Raw genomic sequence first — 21,127 nt, forward strand, 5'->3', positions numbered from 1 at the left:
GGCAAAATCGCGGGCCTCAATCAAGAAAACCCGAAGGTAGGAAAAAACGATGGAAAAAGCCGAAATCGGGCTGATCGGCCTTGGCACGATGGGCTCCAACCTGGCGCTTAATATCGCCGAGCATGGGCATCGCATTGCCGTCTTCAACCGCACCAGGGCGCGCACTGACGCTTTCGTCGAAAATGCCGGCGCGCTCAGGGATATGGTCGTGCCCTGCTACAGCCTGGAAGAGCTCGCCGCCGCGATCCGGCCACCACGTCCGATCATCATCATGGTGTTGGCCGGCAAGCCGGTCGATGAACAGATCGCGGCGCTACGCGGCGTGCTGTCGGCCAACGACATCGTCATCGACGCCGGCAACGCCAATTTCCGCGACACGATGCGGCGCTTCTCCGAGCTTTCCGGCTCGGGTCTCACCTTCATCGGCATGGGCGTATCCGGTGGCGAAGAGGGCGCGCGCCACGGGCCGTCGATCATGGTCGGCGGCACGGAGGACTCGTGGAAGCGTGTCGAGAAAGTGCTGACCGCGATCTCCGCCAAATTCAAGGACGAACCCTGCGCGGCATGGCTCGGCACCGACGGCGCCGGCCATTTCGTCAAGACCATCCACAACGGCATCGAATATGCCGACATGCAGATGATCGCCGAGATCTACGGCATCCTGCGCGACGGGCTCGGCATGGGGCCGAAGGAGATCGGCACGGTGTTTTCCAACTGGAACAAGGGCCGGCTCAACTCCTACCTGATCGAGATCACCGCCAAGGTGCTGGCATCAGACGATCCGAAGACCGGCAAGCCGGTGGTCGACATCATCCTCGACCGCGCCGGCCAGAAGGGCACCGGCAAATGGTCTGTCATCGAGGCGCAGCAACTCGGCATTCCGGCGACGGCGATCGAGGCGGCGGTGGCGGCACGCGTTCTGTCGTCGATCAAGGATGAGCGGCTGGCGGCGGAAAAGGCCTATGGCAACATCGGCGTGACGAAGATTTCCGGCGACAGGGACGCTCTGCTCAAGGATCTCGAACTGGCACTGTTCGCCGGCAAGATCGCCGCCTACGCCCAGGGTTTTGCGGTGATGAGCGGCGCCTCCAAGGAGTTCAACTGGAACTTGCCGATGCCGACCATCGCCAGGATCTGGCGCGCCGGCTGCATCATCCGCTCGCAGATGCTCGACACCATGGCGGAGGCCTTCAGCAAGGGCGGCGCCTCGACCAACCTTCTGATGGCGCCGGCCTTTATCGCGTTGATGCAGGAGGCGCACCCATCGCTGCGGCGCATCGTGGCGAGGGCATCGGAGGCCGGCTCGCCGGTACCGGCGCTGTCTTCCGCGCTTGCCTATTTCGACAGCTACCGCCAGGGCCGCGGCACTTCGAACCTGATCCAGGCGCAACGCGACTTCTTCGGCGCGCACGGTTTCGAACGCATCGACGGACCCGGTGCATTCCACGGACCGTGGGGCAGTGGTGCGGCTGGCTAGCAAAGCCAGCCCACAAAGCCCGCTTTAAGCGGGTACTGGCTGGTTTAATGCCTGGACGCCGCTGGCCACGACCAGGCTCTGCAACGAGCCCGGCGCCGCGCCGCCGATCCAGCCCAGCACGGAACGGGCAAGATCGGAGCCGGCCAGGCGGAAGTTCTCGTTGACGACGAGCAATTCCGGCCGGAACAGGTGCAGCAGGTCCGACGACTGCTTGGACACCACATCGACGTCGCGGCCGAGCTTGAGACCGGCATCCTCGATGCCGGCAACAATGGCCAGTGTCGCGGCGGCAGCGCTGCAGACGAAACCGTCCGGCCTGATGTCGCGGCGCATCACCTGCGCGGTCCTCGTCCTGATCTGCTCGATCGTATGGTCGATCGAAACGGTGTTGAACGGAATCTCGCTGGCGCCGACCTCGCTCAGCGCATCGGCAAAGCCGTTCAGCGTATGGCCGTAATAGGTCAGCCCGGGCGGTGGCGACAGAAGCGCCAGCCTGCGCCGGCCCATGCTCGCCAGCCGGCGCACGGCTTCCATCGCGAAAGCATGGTTGTCGAAGTCATGGTAGGGGTGGACGAGACCCATATCGGTGCGGCCGTGCGTGGCAAAAGGCATGCCGTGCTCCAGCATGTAGCGGGCACGCGGGTCGTTGGGCTGAGTGCGCGAGATGATGACGCCGTCGGCCGAGCCGGTCTCGACGAGATAGCGGATCGGCTCCATCGGATCCTGCGAGCGGGAATAGGGCGTGACAATCAGGTGATAGGGCGTTTCGGCGAGCACTTCCGAAACGCCGTAGATGATGTCCGAGACGAAGCTCATGATCTCGCGATCGGTGTTGAGCACCAAGCTGATGACATTGGTCCTGCCGGTGCGCAGGCGCACGCCGGCGCGGTTCGGCCGGTAGCCGATCTGCTTGGCCACCAGTTGCACCCGACGCCTGGTTTCGGCGCCGATTTCCGGGGCATCCTTCAAGGCGCGCGACACGGTGGTGACGCCGAGCCCGGTCATGAAGGCGAGCGTCTTCAACGTCGGCCGCCCTTGTGCCGAGGTCTCCTCGTTCTTGTCCGTACGCTGTCTGTCCATTCGTCCCGCCCGTCAGGCGCATAGCAGCCGCAGGCCGGGCCGGCAATCGCCGCCATTGCAATACGATATGCGCTCCAGCCCCGGCAAAGTCTCAATATACTGAAACGTTACAGATTGCCATATTGAGATACCGATCCCCTCGGGCCGGGTGGGTGGCTCTTTTGCGAAACCCCTTGGGATTCCAGAAGGAATCGCCCCGGCCGTCGTCTTTTGCCGGCTTTTGGGCGCCATTTCCGTGTTTTGCAATGCAGCGGGCTGATATTGCACTGCACATGGAGTGACTATCCATGTGAATTTGTTCGCGGCCCGAAAAAATGTCGAACCCTCGTTGTTCATGGGGTTGCGCAGTCCGCGCAATTCCCGTATCGAAAATCTGTAACGTTTCAGATTCTGGGAGGAACCGAAATGCGATACCAATTCATCACTGCTGCGCTGGCAGCGACGGCCGCGCTGCAATTTGCCGGTCCGGCCGCCGCGACGGACCTGGAAGTCACCCATTGGTGGACTTCGGGCGGCGAGGCAGCGGCGGTCGCCGAGTTCGCCAAGGCTTTCGACGCCACCGGCAATCACTGGGTCGACGGCGCCATCGCCGGCTCGGGCGACACGGCGCGGCCAATCATGATCAGCCGCATCACCGGCGGCGATCCGATGGGCGCCACCCAGTTCAATCACGGCCGCCAGGCCGAGGAACTGGTGAAGGCCGGCCTGATGCGCGACCTGACAGATCTCGCGACGAAGGAGCATTGGAAGGACGTCATCCGTCCAGCCAGCCTGCTCAACGAGTGCACGGTCGACGGCAAGGTCTATTGCATCCCCGTGAATATCCACTCCTGGCAGTGGCTGTGGCTCTCCAACAAGGCCTTCGCGGATGCCGGCGTGCCGGTGCCGAAGAACTGGGATGAATTTGTCGCGGCAGCGCCCGCACTCGAAAAGGCCGGCAAGATCCCGCTCGCCGTCGGCCAGCAGGCCTGGCAGACCTCCGGCGCCTTCCAGGTGCTGATGGTGGCGATCGGCGGCCCCGACATCTTCAAGAAGGTCTATGGCGACAAGGATGCGGCGGTTGCCGGCGGACCGGAAGTCGCCAAAGTGTTCAAGGCGGCTGACGACGCCCGCAAGATGCAGGCCAAGTCCAAGGTGCAGGACTGGAACCAGGCGACCAATCTGGTCATCACCGGCCAGGCCGGCGGCCAGATCATGGGCGACTGGGCGCAAGGCGAATTCCAGGTTGCCGGCCAGACGGCGGGCAAGGACTACACCTGCCTGCCCGGCCTCGGCGTCAACGCCGTCATCCAGACCGGCGGCGATTCCTTCTACTTCCCGCTGCTGAAGGACGCCGACAAGTCGAAGGCACAGGAAGTGCTGGCCTCGACCATGCTGTCGCCGGCGACGCAGGTTGCCTTCAATCTGAAGAAAGGCTCGCTGCCGGTGCGCGGTGACGTCGATCTCAATGCCGCCAATGACTGCATGAAGAAAGGCCTCGACATCCTGGCCAAGGGCAACACCATTCCCGACACCAACCAGCTGATGACCGAGGATTCGCTGACTCAGGTCAATGACCTGTTCGCCGAGTTCTTCGCCACGCCGACGATGACGCCCGAAGATGCGCAGAAGCGCTTCGCCGACATCGTCTCCAAGGCCGATTGAGCTGATGTCATGCATCGGTCTCTGGCCCCTGGTCGGGCCGGAGACTGTTGCCCAACGCGATCCGATCCGGCGAGGCGCGTCCCATGACTGAACAGACAGCGAGACGGCCCAGCCGATTGTTTCGCAATCTCAACGCGAAGATCGCGTCGATCCCGATGATCCTCAATGCGCTGGTCATCTTCCTCGGCGGCACGATCTGGACGATCGTTTATTCCTTCACCGATTCCAGGCTGTTGCCGCGGCTGAATTTCGTCGGTCTCGACCAGTATCGCCGGCTGTGGGTGACGCCGCGCTGGCTGGTCGCGGTCGAGAACCTGGCCATCTACGGCGCCTGCATGCTGGTCTTCTCGCTGATCATCGGTTTCCTGCTGGCAGCACTGCTCGATCAGAAGATCCGCTTCGAGGATACGTTCCGCACCATCTTCCTCTACCCCTTCGCGCTGTCCTTCATCGTCACCGGGCTGGTCTGGCAGTGGATCCTCAACCCGAATTTCGGTGTCCAGCATGTCGTGCGGTCGCTGGGCTGGACGGACTTCGCCTTCGACCCGCTCTATGATTCCTCCATCGTCATCTACGGCATCCTGATCGCCGCGCTCTGGCAAGGCACGGGGCTGGTCATGTGCCTGATGCTGGCCGGTCTGCGCGGCATTGACGAGGACATCTGGAAGGCGGCGCGGGTGGATGGGATACCCACCTGGAAAACTTACCTCTTCATCATCATCCCGATGATGCGACCGGTGCTGATCACCACGCTGGTGATCATCGCCGCCGGCATCGTCAAGGTCTACGACCTCGTGGTCGCCCAGACCAGCGGCGGGCCAGGCATCTCGTCGGAAGTGCCGGCGAAATATGTCTATGAATACATGTTCCATGCCCAGAATCTCGGCCAGGGCTTTGCCGCCTCGACCATGATGCTGCTTACGGTGATCATTGTCATCGTGCCATGGGCCTACCTCGAATTCGGACGGCGCAAATGAGCATGGCAATCACCGCTGCTCCAACAGCCGCCGCCGGTCGCCAGGACATCACCGGACCCTACGGCCCAAAGCCGCGCCGGATGTTTTCGCGCCGCAACATCTTCCTTTATGGCACGCTGTTTGTCGTGGCGGCTTACTATCTCCTGCCGCTCTACGTGATGGTTGTCACCTCGCTCAAGGGCATGCCGGAGATCCGGCTCGGCAACATCTTCTCGCCGCCGCTCGAGATCACCTTCGAACCATGGGTCAAGGCGTGGTCGACCGCCTGCACCGGCCTCAACTGCGATGGGCTTTCGCGCGGTTTCTGGAATTCGGTGCGCATCACCGTGCCGTCGGTGATCCTGTCGATCGCGATTGCGTCGGTCAACGGCTACGCGCTGGCAAACTGGCGCTTCAAGGGGGCCGACCTGTTCTTCACCATCCTGATCGTCGGCGCCTTCATTCCCTATCAGGTGATGATCTATCCGATCGTCATCGTGCTGCGCGAGATAGGCCTCTACGGCACCATCTGGGGCCTGGTGCTGGTGCATTCGATCTTCGGCATGCCGATCCTGACGCTTTTGTTCCGCAACTATTTCTCGTCGATGCCGGAGGAGCTGTTCCGCGCGGCACGCGTCGACGGCGCCGGCTTCTGGGGCATCTATTTGCGTATCATGCTGCCGATGTCGCTGCCGATCTTCGTCGTTGCCATCATCCTGCAGGTGACCGGCATCTGGAACGACTTCCTGTTCGGCGTCATCTACACCAAGCCCGACACCTATCCGATGACGGTGCAGCTCAACAACATCGTCAATTCGGTGCAGGGCGTGAAGGAATACAACGTCAATATGGCGGCGACGCTGATCACCGGCCTGGTGCCGCTGATCGTCTATTTCATCTCCGGAAAATTGTTCGTGCGTGGCATCGCCGCCGGCGCGGTGAAGGGATAACCGCGATGGCTCAGAATGGTACCAGCGTTTCGATCCAGGACCTGTCGCTGAATTTCGGCTCGGTGACCGTCCTGGAGACGCTCAATCTCGATGTCGCCGAGGGCGAGTTCATCGTGCTGCTCGGCCCATCCGGCTGCGGCAAGTCGACCCTGCTCAATTGCATTGCCGGCCTGCTCGACGTCTCCGAAGGCCGCATCTTCATCAAGGGCAAGAACGTCACCTGGGAAGAGCCCAAGGACCGCGGCATCGGCATGGTGTTCCAGTCCTATGCACTCTACCCGCAAATGACGGTGGAGAAGAACCTGTCCTTCGGCCTGCGTGTCGCCGGCACGCCAAGGGACGAGATCGCCAAGCGGATCGCGCGGGCGGCCGAAATCCTGCAGATCGAGCCGCTGCTGCAGCGCAAGCCGGCAGCACTTTCCGGCGGCCAGCGCCAGCGCGTGGCGATCGGACGGGCGCTGGTGCGCGATGTCGACGTGTTCCTGTTCGACGAGCCGCTCTCCAATCTCGATGCCAAGCTGCGCGCCGAGCTGCGTGTCGAGATCAAGCTGCTGCATCGCAAGCTGCAGAACACCATGATCTACGTCACCCACGACCAGATCGAGGCGATGACGCTGGCCGATCGCATCGCGGTGATGAAGGGTGGCGTCATCCAGCAGCTCGATGCGCCGCAGACCATCTATAACAGGCCGGTCAACCGCTTCGTCGCCGGCTTCCTCGGTTCGCCCGCAATGAACTTCCTTGACGGACAGGTGGAGGCCGGCGCTGCTTTCAAGACCGGCAATGTCTCCATACCGCTCGACCGCTATGATTTCGATGCAGGGGGCAACAGTAGCGGACCTTGCGTGTTCGGCATCCGGCCAGAGCACATTGCCTTTGGCGAGGCGGCAAGCACCATGCCCTTTGCCATCGATGCCGCCGTCGAGATCGTCGAGCCGATGGGCTCCGACACGCTGGTGTGGACGAAACTCGGCGGCCACAATTTTTCCTTCCGTGTCGAGGCGGAAAAAACGCTGCGCAATGGCGAGCCGATCCGGATCGGCTTTGATCCTGCCCGCGCCTCGCTTTTCGACACCCAATCCGGCAACCGCATCTAGCCCCTGAGAATTCCATCCCCCAAAAGACAATCCCCCAAGCAAAACGGACAGAGACGATGAACTGGTCATTCCAACTTTACAGCGCCCGCAATTTCCTGCCCTGGGAAGGCGTGCTCGCCACGCTCGGCAAGCTCGGCTACACTCATGTCGAGGGCTTCGGCGGCGTCTACGATGATCCCAAGGCCTTCCGCACCGAGCTCGACAAGAACGGCCTTGCCATGCCGACCGGACATTTCTCGATCGACGCGCTCGAGAACGACTTCGACGGCGTGCGCAAGATCGCCGACGCGCTCGGCATCACCCTGCTGATCTGTCCTTTTCTGATGCCCGACCAGCGGCCATCCGATGCCGCCGGCTGGCGTGGTTTTGGCGAACGCCTGGCCAAGGTCGGCGAGACCGCGAAGAAGGCCGGCCACGGCTTTGCCTGGCACAACCATGATTTCGAGTTCAAGAAGCTCGCCGACGGCTCGGTGCCGCAGGATCACATCCTGTCGTCCGCGCCCGACATCAGCTGGGAGATGGACGTCGCCTGGGTGGTGCGCGGCGGCGACGATCCGCTGCCGTGGATCGAGAAATACGGCAAGCGCATCAGCGCCGTCCACGTCAAGGACATGGCCAAACCGGGCGAGGGGCTGGACGAGGACGGCTGGTCGGATGTCGGCCACGGCACCATCGACTGGGCTGGCCTGATCAAGGCGCTGCGCGCCAAGAGTGCCGCCCAATACTACGTCATGGAACAGGACAACCCCAACGACATCGAGCGCTTCGCCCGCCGCTCGATCGCAGCCGTCAAGACCTATTAGGAGCAATCAGCATGGCAAAGAAACTTGGCATCGGCGTCATCGGCTGCGGCAACATCTCGAAAGCATATTTCTCGCTGGCGCCGCTGTTTCGCGGCATCGAGATGCGTGCCTGCGCCGACATCAACATGGAGGCGGCCAAGGCGCGGGCGAAGGAGTTCAAGCTGCGCGCCGAAACCGTCGAAGACCTGCTCAAGGCCGACGACATCGACATTGTCGTCAACCTGACCATCCCGGCGGTGCACTACGAGGTATCGAAGCAGATCCTCGACGCCGGCAAGCACGTCTATTCGGAAAAGCCGTTCGTGCTGTCGGTTAGGGAAGGCCAGGATCTCAAGGCGCGGGCGGAGAAGAAGGGGCTGCGCATCGGCTCGGCGCCCGACACGTTCCTCGGCGGTGCGCACCAACTGGTCCGTGAGCTGATCGACGAGGGAAAACTTGGCAAGATCACCAGCGGCACCTGCCACGTGATGGGCCACGGCATGGAGCACTGGCACCCGAATCCGGACTTCTTCTTCCAGCCAGGCGCAGGCCCCGTGCTCGACATCGGACCGTACTACATCACCAACCTGATCCAGCTGATCGGGCCGGTGAAACAGGTCGCGGCCTTCGCGACGACGCCGGCCAAGGAGCGCACGATTTCATCAAAACCGCGCGCGGGCGAGAAGATTCCGGTCAACACGCCGACGACCATCCACGGCCTGCTGGAGTTCGAGAACGGTGCGGTGGTGACGCTCAACACCAGCTGGGACGTCTGGGCCCATGGCCACGCGCCGATGGAACTCTATGGCGAGACGGGCACGGTGTTCGTGCCGGATCCGAATTTCTTCGGCGGCGACGTGCGCTTCACGCAAGACAGCAAGCCGGTCAAGAAGCTGCCGAAATGGAAGCACCCGTTCGGTGTCCCCAATGAAATGCATGGACAAGGCATGATGGCCAACTACCGCACATCAGGCCTCGCCGACATGGCGGTGGCGATCACGGAAGGCCGGCCACACCGCTGCTCGATGGAACTGGCGCTGCATGCCGTCGATGTGATGACCGGCCTGCTGCGCTCCGGCGAAACCGGCAAGTTCGTCGCCATGCAGACCACCTGCGAACGGCCGGCCGCACTGGGCGTCAAGGAAGCCAAAGAGCTTTTGGCAAAGAAGAAGTAGTCCGTGCACCTCAACCCTCTCCCCGTTCCGACGGTGAGAGGGTAAGGGTGAGGGGCAGAGCCGACTCGCCGCGTTGCCGCGATGCCTGGCTCGCTTCTATTTGAGGATTTTCCGATGCCCTACATCCCCGCCGAAAACCGCTATGAAAAGATGATCTACAACCGCTGTGGCCGCTCCGGCCTGAAGCTGCCGGCGATCTCGCTGGGGTTGTGGCACAATTTCGGCAATGACACGCCGCACAAGACCAAGCAGGCGATCGCGCGCAAGGCCTTCGACCTCGGCATCACGCATTTCGACCTCGCCAACAATTACGGTCCGCCGCCCGGCTCGGCCGAGACCGCTTTTGGCGAGATCCTGCGCACCGACTTCGCCGCCTACCGCGACGAGCTGATCATCTCGACCAAGGCCGGCTACGAGATGTGGGCCGGCCCTTACGGCGAATGGGGCGGGCGCAAATACATGCTTGCCAGCCTCGATCAGAGCCTGAAGCGGATGGGTCTCGACTATGTCGACATCTTCTATTCGCACCGTTTCGATCCCGACACGCCGCTGGAAGAAACCATGGGCGCGCTCGACCATGCCGTGCGCTCGGGCAAGGCGCTCTATGCCGGTATCTCGTCCTACAATTCGCAGCGCACGCGCGAGGCGGCCGATATATTGAAGCAGCTTGGCACGCCTTGCGTCATCCACCAGCCGAGCTATTCGATGCTGAACCGCTGGGTCGAGGAAGACGGCCTGCTCGACACGCTCGAAGGGCTCGGCGTCGGCTCCATCGTGTTCTCGCCGCTGGCGCAAGGCATGCTGACCAACAAGTATCTCGGCGGCATTCCCGATGGCAGCCGTGCTTCCCAGGGCAAGTCGCTGAAGACAGCGTTCATCAACGACAAGACCATCGCCAACATCAAGGCGCTCGACGCCATCGCCGGCAAGCGCGGGCAGACGCTGGCGCAGATGGCGCTTGCCTGGGTGCTGCGCAAGGGCAGGGTGACCTCGGCGCTGATCGGCGCCAGCCGGCCGGAGCAGGTCGAGGACTGTGTAGGTGCGCTCAAGGTGCTCGACTTCAGCGATGCCGAACTCGCCGAGATCGATACCTATGCGCGCGAATCCGACATCAATCTGTGGGCGGCTTCGGCTGAACGCAAAGGCCCGCCAAGGAAATAAGCCCGCTTGATAAGCCGGCAAACTTGATAAGCCGGCAAAACAAAAACGGCGGGCACCCCCGCCGTTTTTCATGTGAAGGCGAAGTGGCCGTGGTTCAGGGCGTCTTCGGCTTCTGCGCCGTGCCCAGTCCCGGCTTGGGTTTAGCAGGCGCTGGAGCAGAGGTTTTCATCTTTGCCTCGATCCAGCCGGTGTAATTGGCCAGCCGCGTGTAGATGCCGTAGGCGTCCTTGTGGCCACAGGCCGCACTGCCGTCCGCCGGGCCTTCGCCCCAGCTGACGACGCCGACCTGAACCGGGCCGTCCGTGCCGGTCATGAACAGCGGGCCGCCACTGTCGCCGTTGCAGGCATCGCGCACGCCGCTGGTGGTGCCGGCGCAGATCATGTTGCCGGTCAGCGGGTCGGTCATGTCGGCGGCAATCGCATTGGCGGCCGCGTCGATGCCTTTTTCCGAATAGCGCATACGGTGGGACAGATCGCCAAGTGCTGCCTTCAGATCATGCGCATAGATGGCCTTGATGCCGCTGTTGCAAGCGGTGTTCGGCTGCAGATCAAGGTCGGCAACCATCAGCGTGGTCGGGAAGGTGCCATCCTGCATCTTGCCCCAGCCGGTGACCGTCGTCTTGCCGGTGTCGGGCGTTGCATCATGGGTGACCTTGATGGTCGGCGCATCGGCCGGCTCGGCAAGCCGGAGCAGGCCGAGATCATTGTCGAGCGTCTGCTCGCTGTAGCCTTCGTTGACGATGACCTCCACCACCTTGTGGCGTTTGCCCTCGCTGAGATCGGTGGCGCCGGTCAGCACGGTGACGCTCTCCGGCGAAATCGGCTGGCCCTTGTCGTTGAGGCAGTGTGCTGCCGTCAGCACCCATTGCGGGGCGATCAGGCTGCCGCCGCAGAATTGGGCATTGGCCTGCGAGGCCGGATTCTCGTCCAGCCTGTCGGTGGTGAGCAGCGCGACCTGGAACGGATAGGCGCCCTTTTCGGCCTGGTTGCCGCCATAGACGCGATCGGCGCCGTCGGGATTCTCCGCCGCGGCCTTCGCCCTGGCTTCCGTCACGCGCTTCATTGGCGAGACCGCTGCCTCCGGTCGGGCGGCGCCTTCGTCCGCCTGGGCAGCGTTGGCGGCCGCAAGGGCCGCGGCGATGCCGAGCAAAGTCGCGGCGGCGATCGGCTTGAACCGATGGATGATGTGCACCTGAAATCCTCCTGAGACATGTTCCCGAACGAGCCAGCCCCGGCGCATGATCAACGAAACAGTCGCCAGCAAGCAGGCGTTGCTTCGCGGATCGCGTTCCCGTGCGGAACCCACTCAAAACCCTATAGCCCCCCACGGGCTACGTGGAAGCGATTTGTCATTCCAATGTTGTATTAATTTAGGCAGTATATCCGCGCGGATGTCTTTGGCGGGGGTCTTCGACAGACCGCATGGGGTGATGATCATGTTCAGGCGCCGGTAACCAAACTCATTTTTCGGCTTCACCACGATCTCGACAATATTTCTGTATTTTGATCCAGTCCTTGCTGACTTTTGGGAGAGTCTCACCATGACAAAACTGACAAACGCACTTATTGCGTCCGCATTGCTTTCCACCGCAATGTGGGCGGTCCCGGTTTTCGCCGCCGACCCTGGCTCCGCCAGTGCCGGCAATGGCGAAAGCATGCGGGACGTGACTTCAGGCGACTACAAGCCCGGGCGGGCAAAACCAATCGCGCCGCCGACGCTGACTGACGAAGACAGCCGCGCCGCGCCGCTTGCTGACGAGGCAACGGCTGTCAAATCCTACGGCATCGTCGGACGTTCCGCCGATGGCAAGGAGATCAAGATCGAGCCGAGCGCAGCGCTGCGGGAGCTTATCATCAAGCAACTGAACGCTCCGGCCGATGGAAAAGACGGGGCTGAGCGCAAGACCGAAGATCCGGATCTTGGCGAAGGCGAAGCCGGCCGTCAGGTTTTCGGCGCCGACGATCGCGAGCAGGTCAAGAACACCAAGACCTATCCGTTCTCGGCGATCGGCTATCTCGAAGCCAAGTCGCCGAAGACCGGCAGCTTCGGCAGCTGTTCGGCAACGCTGATCGGCCCGCGCACGGTGCTCACCGCAGCGCATTGCCTCTACAGCCATGAGGACAAGGACTGGCTCTCCGACTATCTGTTCGTGCCAGGCCTCAACGGCAGCACAGCCGACGACGCACCGTTCGGCGCCTTCACCTTTGAAAGCGCCTATGTGCTGCAAGGCTTCATCGACAACTACCAGGGTTATTACGGTTCGGTCCTCCTGTGGGATCTCGGCATCGTTACGCTGAAGCAGGACGTTGGCACCAACCTTGGCTGGCTGGGCTATGCCAACTATGACGATCTCGGCGACTTCACCGCCAACCTCGTCGGCTATCCCGGTGACAAGCCGATGGGCACGATGTGGAAGGCAGCCTGCGAAGTGCATGCCGAAAACATCGCCCCGGAATATTTCCAGTATGACTGCGATACGTTCCCGGGGTCGAGCGGCAGCTCGGTCTATGCCTATGACAACAAGGCCAAGCAGCGCATCATCACCGGTGTCAACGTGGCGGAAAGCCCCGACGCGAACACCGCCGTGCGCCTGAACGCTGCCAACGTCCAGTGGATCAACAGCCTGTATAAATAATCGCTGCGCATTCGCGGTTGAGACAGAGGCGGCGGAGCAATCCCGCCGCCTTTTTCTTGGCGGGCACTTCCTTTGCGGTTCTCTTGCACGAGGCCGGCTCGCCGACTACGCTTGTGGGGCCAAGGGGTTGGCATCCAAAGGGGTTTTTGGAATGGCGCGGGCAAAGGCAGTGTTCGGGATCGCGGCCGCATCGATGCTGGCCGCGTTGATGTTTTCGCCGGCCTTCGCCGATCCGCTACCCGCCCCTGCCCGGGGCGCCTGGGCGGAACGGGTGCAGATCCTGTACAAGGCAGACACGCGATCGGTGCTGCGCAGGATGGTCCGGGTGTGGGACTTCCATGCGGAAAAGAATCTCGACTTCGTCTGGGAGCCCGCGGCGGGCCAGTCACCTGACAGGACGATTGCCGAAGACGGCACCGTCAACGGCAAGGGCAGGCTGGTGTGGCGGGTGCGTGGCTCGGCGAGCTATGATCCCAAAACCATCTATTCCAGCTATTTCGGTGAGATCAGGAACGGCCGACCCGAAGGGCAAGGCCGGCTCGACCTGCGCTCCGGCGAGGTTTTCGAAGGGGATTGGCTTGCCGGGAAACTCAGCGGAAAGGGCACCCACGTCGATGCCGACGGCAACCGCTATGAGGGTCGGTTCGTCGCCGGCGTGCCGAATGGCGAGGGGCGACTGCTGTCAAAGACCGGCGAGATTTTTGCCGGCTCATTTGTCGATGGATTGAAGAATGGCAAGGGCCGCACGCGGCTTGCCGGCGGGACTGTCTACGACTCGCAATGGGTGCGGGGCAAGGAGGTCGGCGGCTCGCGCCCCGACGTGCTGGCCGATGCCAGGGTCGGCGGGCTCCTCAAGGCGCAGACCGGCGGCGGCGATGCCGACAAGGTCGAGATCGGCATCGCGGTCGACCAGCGCATGACCCAGCAGTCCGACATGCAGTACCAGCATCTGGTGCGCGACGAGGACATCGCGATCTATCCGCAGTCCGACCAGTATAACGACAGCTGGAACGGCACCGGCCAGGTGGCCACCGGCAACGTCTATGAAGGCATGGACTGGGAGGGCGCGCCGGCCTTTGCCGAAGTCGATCTCAAGACCACTGACCAGTCCAAGGTCAAGCTCGACAGCCTGGAGATGAAGGTCGCCGCCAGCGATGCCTATCGCAAGCCGATGCTGTCGATATCGGAGCATTTCGGCTGCGTCGGCTTCCGGCCGGATTTCTCGATCGTCAACAATGGCTGGGGCGACGCCAAGGACATGAAGATGTCGATCCAGTTCACCACGGTCGACGACGAGGGCAACCCGACCGGCGAGCCCAGCCGCACGTACAGCAAGGACATAGGCAGTTTCGGCGACGGTGTCGACGTGTCGGTCAAGAGCGTGTTCACCGAAGCCGGCGTCGACACCGCCAGCCTGGAAACGGGCCGTTTCCCCTGTCCTTCGGTGGACAGTCTCAATGTCTGCCGCAGCCAGCTGACCAACAAGATCAAGTTCGGCGAGGTCGCCGACTATCTCGGCAACATGCAGCAGGCGATGACGCTGAACGCGATCGGCAAATTCGACTATTCCTGGGCGGATGACGAAGGTCACGTCTACCAGCAGAGCGAGCCGTTCCGCGCCTCCATCACCATGGCGGTCTTCGAGACGCCGGAATCGATGGCCGAATGCGGCGACGGCGGCGGCGGCACGCCGGAAGCGATGCGCTACCAGAACATCGAGTTCCCGATCGGCAAGCATGACTACACCATCGCCATGCCGGTGCGCGGCAACAAGAGGATCAGCGCCTACACGGCGCGGCTGAAAATGTGGTCGTCAATGTCGTCGATCCACAGCTTCAGCATTGCCGCGCATTTTGCCGACGGCAGCGTGCGCGAGAGCAAGCCGGTCACCTTCTTCTATTTCCGGCCGAAGCAGTCGCTGTTCGAGACCAAGACCGAGCCGGCGGCCTGTTATCTGCCACGCGATATGGTCGGCTGCGGTTAGGGTGCGCAGATATTCAGGTGAGGCCGGCCTGCAAACGGCGGCTTCCTGCGCTTCCCCGTTCTACCGCGTCGCGGTAGAACTGTGCTCACGTACGAAAAGTACGCTCCGCTCCGGTTCTCGGTGTCAGTCGTTTTCGACTCGGCCTGACCTGAATCTCAACACACCCTGGGAGCGTTTATTTCCGACCCATCTCGAAATAGTTGGGAAGCGGAATGAGCCTCACAAAAATTGTGCCCTGGGCGAAGACGCGCAGTTCCAGCATCGATCCGGACGACCGTTCCGCGCTCTGGTCGAACAGGAAATTGCCGAGCGAATAGACCTCCGCCACGTCGCCGCCGGCCAGCGGGACGATCGCTTCGCTGGACACATGCGGATGGCCGCCGACGATGGCGGAGACGCCGCGCAGCCGCATCTGGTCGGCAAGCATGTCTTCACGTTCCGATGGTCCGGTCTTGTACTCGCGGCCCCAATGGACGAAGGCAACCACCGGCCGCCCGGCATCCTCGTGCAGCAGCCGGTCGAGCAGGGCAGGGGTAATAAGGTCGGTGTTCTTGGAGCCGTTGGTGTCGATGTCGGTCAGGCCGACAAGATCGAGATCGGCAAGCGCCAGCGTCTCGCCCTGGCCGAAATGCGGGATGCCTGCTTCATCCAGGGCGCGCAGTGTCTCCGCATAGCCTGACGGTCCGAGATCATAGGCGTGATTGTTGGCGAGCCCGACGCCGGCGACATGCAGCCGCTTCAGCATGTCGACGGCGAGGCCCTCCGGCATCGCCAGCGTCATGTCGTCGAGCGCTTCCGGCACGTTGGGCAGGATGACGCCCTCGAGATTGACGATCAGCGGCCGCGATCCGGTCAGGGCCAGAACGCTGTCGACGATCCGGTCGGCAACGCCGTCGCGAACCAGGATCTTCTTCATGGCGCGGCCGAAATTGACGTCGCCGGCGAGGTAATAGATCCGGTCCTTCGGTCGCGCCGGATTGTTGAAACCGGGGCCGAAGGCGCCGAACAGCGCCACCACATAGCTGGTGGTCCGCTCGACATAGTCCGACGTGTGCTCCTGCGAGTTTTCGTTGGCGACGACCAGCGGCTGGGCGCCGAATAATTCCCGCTGCAGCCTGGTCTGGATATAGAGCGCACCGACGGAATCGGCGTGATCCGGCTGGCGAAGTGCAGCTATGCCGTCGAGCGACCCGGCGGCCAGCATGTTCAGGGACTGCTGGTCGAAGCGCCTGGAATCATGCTGGGGCAGATAGTGCGAGAAGTCGGTGGATTCGACGATCAGCGTGTCCTTGTCGACAATCGGCTTCAAAGCCTCGGCCAGCCTGTCCCAGTCGCCGCGGCGCGCCTTGACCGACATTGCCACGGGCACGATTTTCGCCTCGGGGAAATAGTGATGCAAGAAAGGCAACATGGCGCGCACGCCATGCTCCTTGTCGAACAGGCAGGACTCCTCGACCATGCCGCTGTTCGTCTCGAGATAGCGTATGGCATCGGTGTCGGCGGCGACCGGGCCAAGCACGGTGTCGAAGCCGCGCAATGAGGTGGCGTAGAACCTGTGCGTCTTGTGGAAGTGGTCCGGTGACAGGATGACGATGCGCTTGTAGCGGAAGCCGGACGCCGCCCGGAATCCCAGCGCCACCAGATCGGCGGCCAGCAGATGGTGCGGCACGGTGATGCCGGTCAGCCGCTGGTTGGATGGCTCGACATCGGCGACGCTGGCGATGGCATCCTTGAACAAAGTGGCGTCGTCGTAGAAGGGCGGGAAGTTATCGGTGCCAGGCGGGCAGACTATGGGGGCGGCGAAGCTGGGGAGGGGGGAGGAGGAGGAATAGCATTATTGCTATTGCTGGCCAAATTTGCGCGAGACGGCCCCCCTCTGTCCTGCCGGACATCTCCCCCTCAAGGGGGGAGATTGGTCTCTTCGTCGCCGGCTCTTGATTTGAAAGGTCGATAATTGGTGGGGTCGAAGATGACAGCCAATCTCCCCCCTTGGGGGGGAGATGTCCGGCAGGACAGAGGGGGGTGTCTTGGCGCAGGCCTCGCCCGCTCATGGCTCGGCGAGCACGATGTTCTCGACGCCACCGACATAATAGAACGGCTTCTGCTTCGACGATGTCAGCCGCACCACCTCGCGTGAAATATAGTCGGCAAGGCCGAACAGCGTGACGCCGCCGTCGGACGTCCTGGCCTTGCCGCGCAAGCCTTCGAGGATCGAATAGGTGAAGACGCCGTGGCCGAGCTCCGGCAGTTCGGCGGCGGTGTTGTTGGCGGCGGTCGCCGAAAACACCACGATGCGCGCGTCCTGCGCGTCTTTTTCCAGACGCGGATTGAAGGCGTTGGCGGCATGGCAGGTGTCGAGCAGCATGAAGCGCATGCCCTTGGCCCGCTCGACCGATTTCTGGATGTCCGACCAGTCGACAAGCGACGAGCGTTTCCAGCGCTCGGCATCCTGTTTGCGGCCGTCGGTCGGGATGAAATAATAGTCCTCGTCGATGTTGATGCCGTGGCCGGCGACGAAGATGATTGTGGTGTCGTGCTCGCCCGGCCTGTCGAGGAAATCGGCGAGCTGGTCGTCGATCGTGTCGGAGTCGGGCTCCATGATGGCGTCGGCACTGGCGACGGCGTAGGTCTGCTTGGACTTTTCAGGGCTCTCGTCGAGCGCCTCGCGGTTGACCAGAACCAGCGTCTCCATCGATGAAAACAACGGCGCCGATTTCTGCGAGATCACCTTGAGGAACTCGGTGGCGTCATCGACGGGGTAGCGCAGGTCGCAGGCGCGGCCCGAACAGGCATCGGTCAGGAACGGATATTTGTCGACGCCGATGACCGCGACATAGAGCTTGCCCTTGGCCTCGGCCTTCTCGGTCTTTCTCGCTAGCGCCGTCACGCTGCGCTCGGTCAGATAGCCATATTCATTGGTGCCGGTGATGCGGATGGTGTTTTGGCCATTCTCGACCGGGATCTCGACAATGCTGCTGTTGCCGTCGACCGAGCGGGCCGTCACGTCGCCGACATTGCGGCTGTTCGACAGGATCGAGAAGCCGGCGACATCCGTTCCAGCTTCCTTGGCCCCTGATATCTCGACGGCGACATAACCGTCGCGCACCTTGCTCTGATCATCCGCCACGCGGATGGCGAACTCCGGCGGCTTGCGCTGCAGCAGCTTCTCCAACTCGTTGTCGACGCCAGGCCGCATCTCCTTGACCGCCTGTTTGGCGCTGCGCAGGATGATTGCGCGTCGCACCATTTCGGGGCTCCAGAGGTATTTCTTCAACTGGCCGGCGCGGATGAAGCGGCCTTCATGGTCGCGGCCCTGGTTGACCTGCCAGCCGATCAGCTTGTCGCCCTCGTCGGAGGAATAGTAGTAGCCCTGCGGCATCCAGACGATCCATTGCGAGCCGGCAAAGAACATCGAGGCGATCAGTTCGTGCGTCTTCAGGTTCCACAGTCTGAGCGTCTGGTCGGCGCTGCCGGTGACCAGCAGGCCGGCCTTCTCCGAGGCGACCATGGCGTTGATCTCGCCGGTATGGCCGGTGAACTCGCCCGACACTTTCGCGGTCGCGGTTCTGTATTCGATCAGCGTGCCGTCATTGCCGCCGGTGATCAGGCCAAGACCCTTGTCGATCAGCGTGTAGGCCGAATGGACGAAGCCATTGGTGGCGTCGTTCTCGATGCTGCGCACCGTCTTGCCGTCATTGGCGATCTCCAGCACCGCATTCTCCAGCGCGTCCTTGCCGCCCGCCGCGGCGCGCAGCGACCACTGGCCATCGGCCAGCGCGGCGCGCGCAAACGAGCCCGGCTCCGTCAGCGGCTGCGGGTCTTCGAAGAAACGCTCGGCGGTGGGTAGCGCCAGTGTGTTGTCCAGCGCTCCCTGCTGTTCGGGGCAGGCCACGCGCTCAGGGCACGGGTTGGTGTTGCCCCAGGCGACGACGTCGTTGGCCGCATCGATGCCGACTGCAGTCACCGGTTCGCCCACGCCTTGCAACAGGGCCTTGCGCTCACCGGTCGCGGGGTCCCAGACCTGGATGGCATTGCGGCTGCCGCCGGCCGTCGCCACCAGCGAGCCATCGGCATTGGCGGCGCTGGCATAGACCGTACCGTCATGGCCGGTGTAGTCGAGCACCTGCTCGCCGGTGTCGGTGTTCCAGATGATGGAGCGGTGCTTGTCGGCGCAGCGATAGCCGCAGGAGGCGACCAACCGCGACCCCTTGGCAAAGGTCAGCGAGCCGATGAGGAAATCCTGCTTTGGCATGGCGCGCGCCAGCGTGCCGTCAGCAGCCCGCCAGAGCTGCACCAGCCCGTCCTTGCTGCCGGTGGCAAACAGGCTGCCGTCCTGCGAAACGGCCAGCGCCATCACGCTGATGTCCCGCAGCGGTTCGGCTTCGTCAGGCAGTGCGATCTCTTCGCCGTTGGCGACGTCCCAGAGCCGGATGCCGTTGTCGGTGGTGGTCGCCGCCAGCCTTGTTCCCGCGGCGGCGAAAGCGAGCTTGTCGATGTGCCAGGAATCGGCATCGAGCTTCTTGTCCAGCGTCCAGCCGCTCGCGGATTGGTCGTCCAGCCGCCACAGATAGACGACGCCATCGGCGCCACCGGCAGCCAGCGTCTTGCCGTCGGGAGAGAAGGCGAGATCGTAGGTCGCGTAGTCGGCGGCTTTCAGCACCGCCTTCATCTTGCCGGTGGCGAAGTCGAACAGCCTGATGTCGCCATAGGGTGGCTTGTCGCCAAGGCTGGCGCCGAAATAGCCGCCGGCGGCGATCGTCTTGCCGTCGGGGGAGACCGCAACCGCGAAGATCTTGCCGTCGCTGCCATTGCCGAGATAGCCGCGAATGGTGCGCAGGGTCACTCCGCTCTGCCAGTCCCAGACGCGGATGGTCTTGTCGTTCGATGCCGAGACAATGTCCTCGCCATCGGGCGTGAAGGCGAGGTCGGTAACCTGTGCACTATGGCCGCCGGTGTCGAGATCGAGGTGGAAATCCGGTGCGTTTTCCGCACGGGCAGCCGAACTCGCAATCAAAGCACCGGCCATGGCCAGCCAGCGACAGCTGCGCATCACGCGGAGGCTGGATTTTCCCATCGCTATTTGGCTTCGGCCGCGAGCGGCCCATTGCGCACATAGGTCTCGATTGCCGTGGCGAAAGTGGGCGAACCCGCCTTGCGCTGCTTGTCGATGTAGCCGGCAAAATAGCTCCAGAACGAGACGGCATAGTCGCGGAAATAGGCATCGGTCACTTTGCGCGAACACAAATCGCCGTCGACGCAGAAGGACAGGCGGTTGAGGAAATAGACGATGCGGTCGAAATTCTCGTTGAAATCGGCGAGCGGCATGTCACCACCGGAGGCGGTCATCGCCTCGATGCCGATCCGTTGCCGGAACACCTGCTCCTCGGTCGGCGAGGGGTTGGCGCTGAGCAGATTGTCATATTTGGCGTTGAGGGCCGTCAGACGATCTTTCAGCGCACGCTGCGCCTGCTGGTAGTCCTTGTTTTCCCAGAGTTCGACCAGCGACATGGTCTGCTCGACGCGCTTCTGCTCCTGGTTGGCCAGAAACTGATAGACCGAGAACATCAAGGTGAAGATGATGGCCAGACGCACCGCCAGGCCCGACCAGGCATAGACCAGCATGCGCCAGTCGCGGTCGGTGAAGGGATTGCTCTCCTTCTTGATCTCGTGGCTGCTCGGCCACGGGAAACCTTCGGTGGTTTCCGGCAGCGCCGGTTTGCCGGCCGGCGCCTTTGCGGGTGCGGCGGCTGCTGTTTGCCTGGTGTTGCCCGACGGTTTCTTCATCCGCAGGTGTCCAGTTCAATGGTGGCGGAGGGATCCAGCACGATGCCTGGCGCCTCCAGCTTCTTTTTCAGGCATTGCAACTGCAGGCGCGAAATCATGAACTGTACGTCGGGCTCCGCCGCCCCCTTGTTCGGTGACGGCAAGGCTTCGACGACGCCGCGCGAGGCGCAGTTGCTGAGATCAACGACAACGGCGCCACTGCCGCTATTGGCGATCTGGTCGTACTGATCGAGAAAACACGTCGCCAGTTCCGAGTTGATGACGATCTGCTTGACGCACAGGCCGCAGGCCTCGTCCGCCGAAGCGTTGGCGATCAGCAACAGGCCGCCGGCAAGGCCGGCCATCGTTGCACGCCAGGAAAACACAGAATTCTTCACAATCGATCCTATCCGTTTCATCCG

The 21,127-nt window shown here is 62.7% G+C and carries 15 protein-coding genes and 1 pseudogene; 10 read left to right on the top strand and 6 right to left on the bottom strand.

What is annotated here, in order from left to right:
* Positions 1-49: 49 nt before the first annotated feature.
* Positions 50-1,477: an NADP-dependent phosphogluconate dehydrogenase gene (gndA, locus tag HB777_00505; protein QND62535.1), complete on the top strand. Its 1,428-nt coding sequence runs from the start codon at positions 50-52 to the stop codon at positions 1,475-1,477.
* 24 nt (positions 1,478-1,501) lie between these two features.
* Here the strand turns inward: gndA and HB777_00510 are convergent, their stop codons facing one another.
* A complete protein-coding gene (locus HB777_00510; GenBank protein ID QND62536.1) occupies positions 1,502-2,557 on the bottom strand; it encodes a substrate-binding domain-containing protein in 1,056 nt (351 codons plus the stop codon).
* Between the two features lie 405 nt (positions 2,558-2,962).
* Between HB777_00510 and HB777_00515 the strand changes: the two genes are divergently transcribed.
* The 7 genes from HB777_00515 (at position 2,963) to mgrA (ending at position 10,322) form a co-directional block, all read left to right on the top strand.
* Complete coding sequence (locus tag HB777_00515; protein ID QND62537.1) at positions 2,963-4,201, top strand: carbohydrate ABC transporter substrate-binding protein; 1,239 nt, start codon at positions 2,963-2,965, stop codon at positions 4,199-4,201.
* 83 nt (positions 4,202-4,284) lie between these two features.
* The gene (locus HB777_00520) at positions 4,285-5,178 is read left to right on the top strand and encodes a sugar ABC transporter permease (protein ID QND62538.1); all 894 of its coding nucleotides are present in this window, start codon (positions 4,285-4,287) and stop codon (positions 5,176-5,178) included.
* On the top strand, positions 5,175-6,107 hold the full coding sequence (locus HB777_00525) for a carbohydrate ABC transporter permease (GenBank protein QND62539.1): 933 nt from the start codon (positions 5,175-5,177) through the stop codon (positions 6,105-6,107). The genes HB777_00520 and HB777_00525 overlap by 4 nt, the downstream gene beginning before the upstream one ends.
* A 5-nt stretch (positions 6,108-6,112) precedes the next feature.
* Complete coding sequence (gene ugpC / locus HB777_00530) at positions 6,113-7,204, top strand: sn-glycerol-3-phosphate ABC transporter ATP-binding protein UgpC (GenBank protein QND62540.1); 1,092 nt, start codon at positions 6,113-6,115, stop codon at positions 7,202-7,204.
* 56 nt (positions 7,205-7,260) lie between these two features.
* Positions 7,261-8,007 carry a sugar phosphate isomerase/epimerase gene (locus tag HB777_00535; GenBank protein QND62541.1) on the top strand — a complete coding sequence of 249 codons (747 nt, stop codon included), beginning with the start codon at positions 7,261-7,263 and terminating at the stop codon, positions 8,005-8,007.
* A gap of 11 nt (positions 8,008-8,018) precedes the next feature.
* Entirely contained in the window at positions 8,019-9,161 is a 1,143-nt protein-coding gene (locus HB777_00540; protein QND62542.1) for a Gfo/Idh/MocA family oxidoreductase, read from the top strand.
* A gap of 114 nt (positions 9,162-9,275) precedes the next feature.
* Positions 9,276-10,322, top strand: a complete 1,047-nt coding sequence (gene mgrA, locus HB777_00545; GenBank protein QND62543.1) for an L-glyceraldehyde 3-phosphate reductase — start codon at positions 9,276-9,278, stop codon at positions 10,320-10,322.
* Positions 10,323-10,416: 94 nt separating this feature from the next.
* Here mgrA and HB777_00550 read toward each other — a convergent pair whose 3' ends face one another.
* The gene (locus HB777_00550) at positions 10,417-11,514 is read right to left on the bottom strand and encodes a trypsin-like serine protease (GenBank protein QND62544.1); all 1,098 of its coding nucleotides are present in this window, start codon (positions 11,512-11,514) and stop codon (positions 10,417-10,419) included.
* A gap of 349 nt (positions 11,515-11,863) precedes the next feature.
* Between HB777_00550 and HB777_00555 the strand changes: the two genes are divergently transcribed.
* The gene (locus tag HB777_00555) at positions 11,864-12,958 is read left to right on the top strand and encodes a serine protease (protein QND62545.1); all 1,095 of its coding nucleotides are present in this window, start codon (positions 11,864-11,866) and stop codon (positions 12,956-12,958) included.
* 151 nt (positions 12,959-13,109) lie between these two features.
* A complete protein-coding gene (locus HB777_00560; GenBank protein QND62546.1) occupies positions 13,110-14,942 on the top strand; it encodes a hypothetical protein in 1,833 nt (610 codons plus the stop codon).
* 175 nt (positions 14,943-15,117) lie between these two features.
* On the opposite strand, the pseudogene amrB reads toward HB777_00560, so the two are convergent.
* From amrB to HB777_00580, 4 genes and pseudogenes are all read right to left on the bottom strand, one after another.
* Positions 15,118-16,834, bottom strand: a pseudogene (gene amrB / locus HB777_00565) (AmmeMemoRadiSam system protein B).
* 155 nt (positions 16,835-16,989) lie between these two features.
* Positions 16,990-19,992 (bottom strand): hypothetical protein, encoded by a 3,003-nt coding sequence (locus HB777_00570; GenBank protein ID QND68597.1) that lies wholly within the window; start codon positions 19,990-19,992, stop codon positions 16,990-16,992.
* Positions 19,993-20,018: 26 nt separating this feature from the next.
* Complete coding sequence (locus tag HB777_00575; protein QND62547.1) at positions 20,019-20,726, bottom strand: hypothetical protein; 708 nt, start codon at positions 20,724-20,726, stop codon at positions 20,019-20,021.
* Positions 20,723-21,103, bottom strand: coding sequence for a hypothetical protein (locus HB777_00580; GenBank protein QND62548.1), 381 nt, complete (start codon positions 21,101-21,103; stop codon positions 20,723-20,725). The genes HB777_00575 and HB777_00580 overlap by 4 nt, the downstream gene beginning before the upstream one ends.
* Between the last annotated feature and the right edge of the window lie 24 nt (positions 21,104-21,127).

The sequence above is a fragment of the Mesorhizobium loti genome (assembly GCA_014189435.1).
GTDB lineage: Bacteria > Pseudomonadota > Alphaproteobacteria > Rhizobiales > Rhizobiaceae > Mesorhizobium > Mesorhizobium loti_G.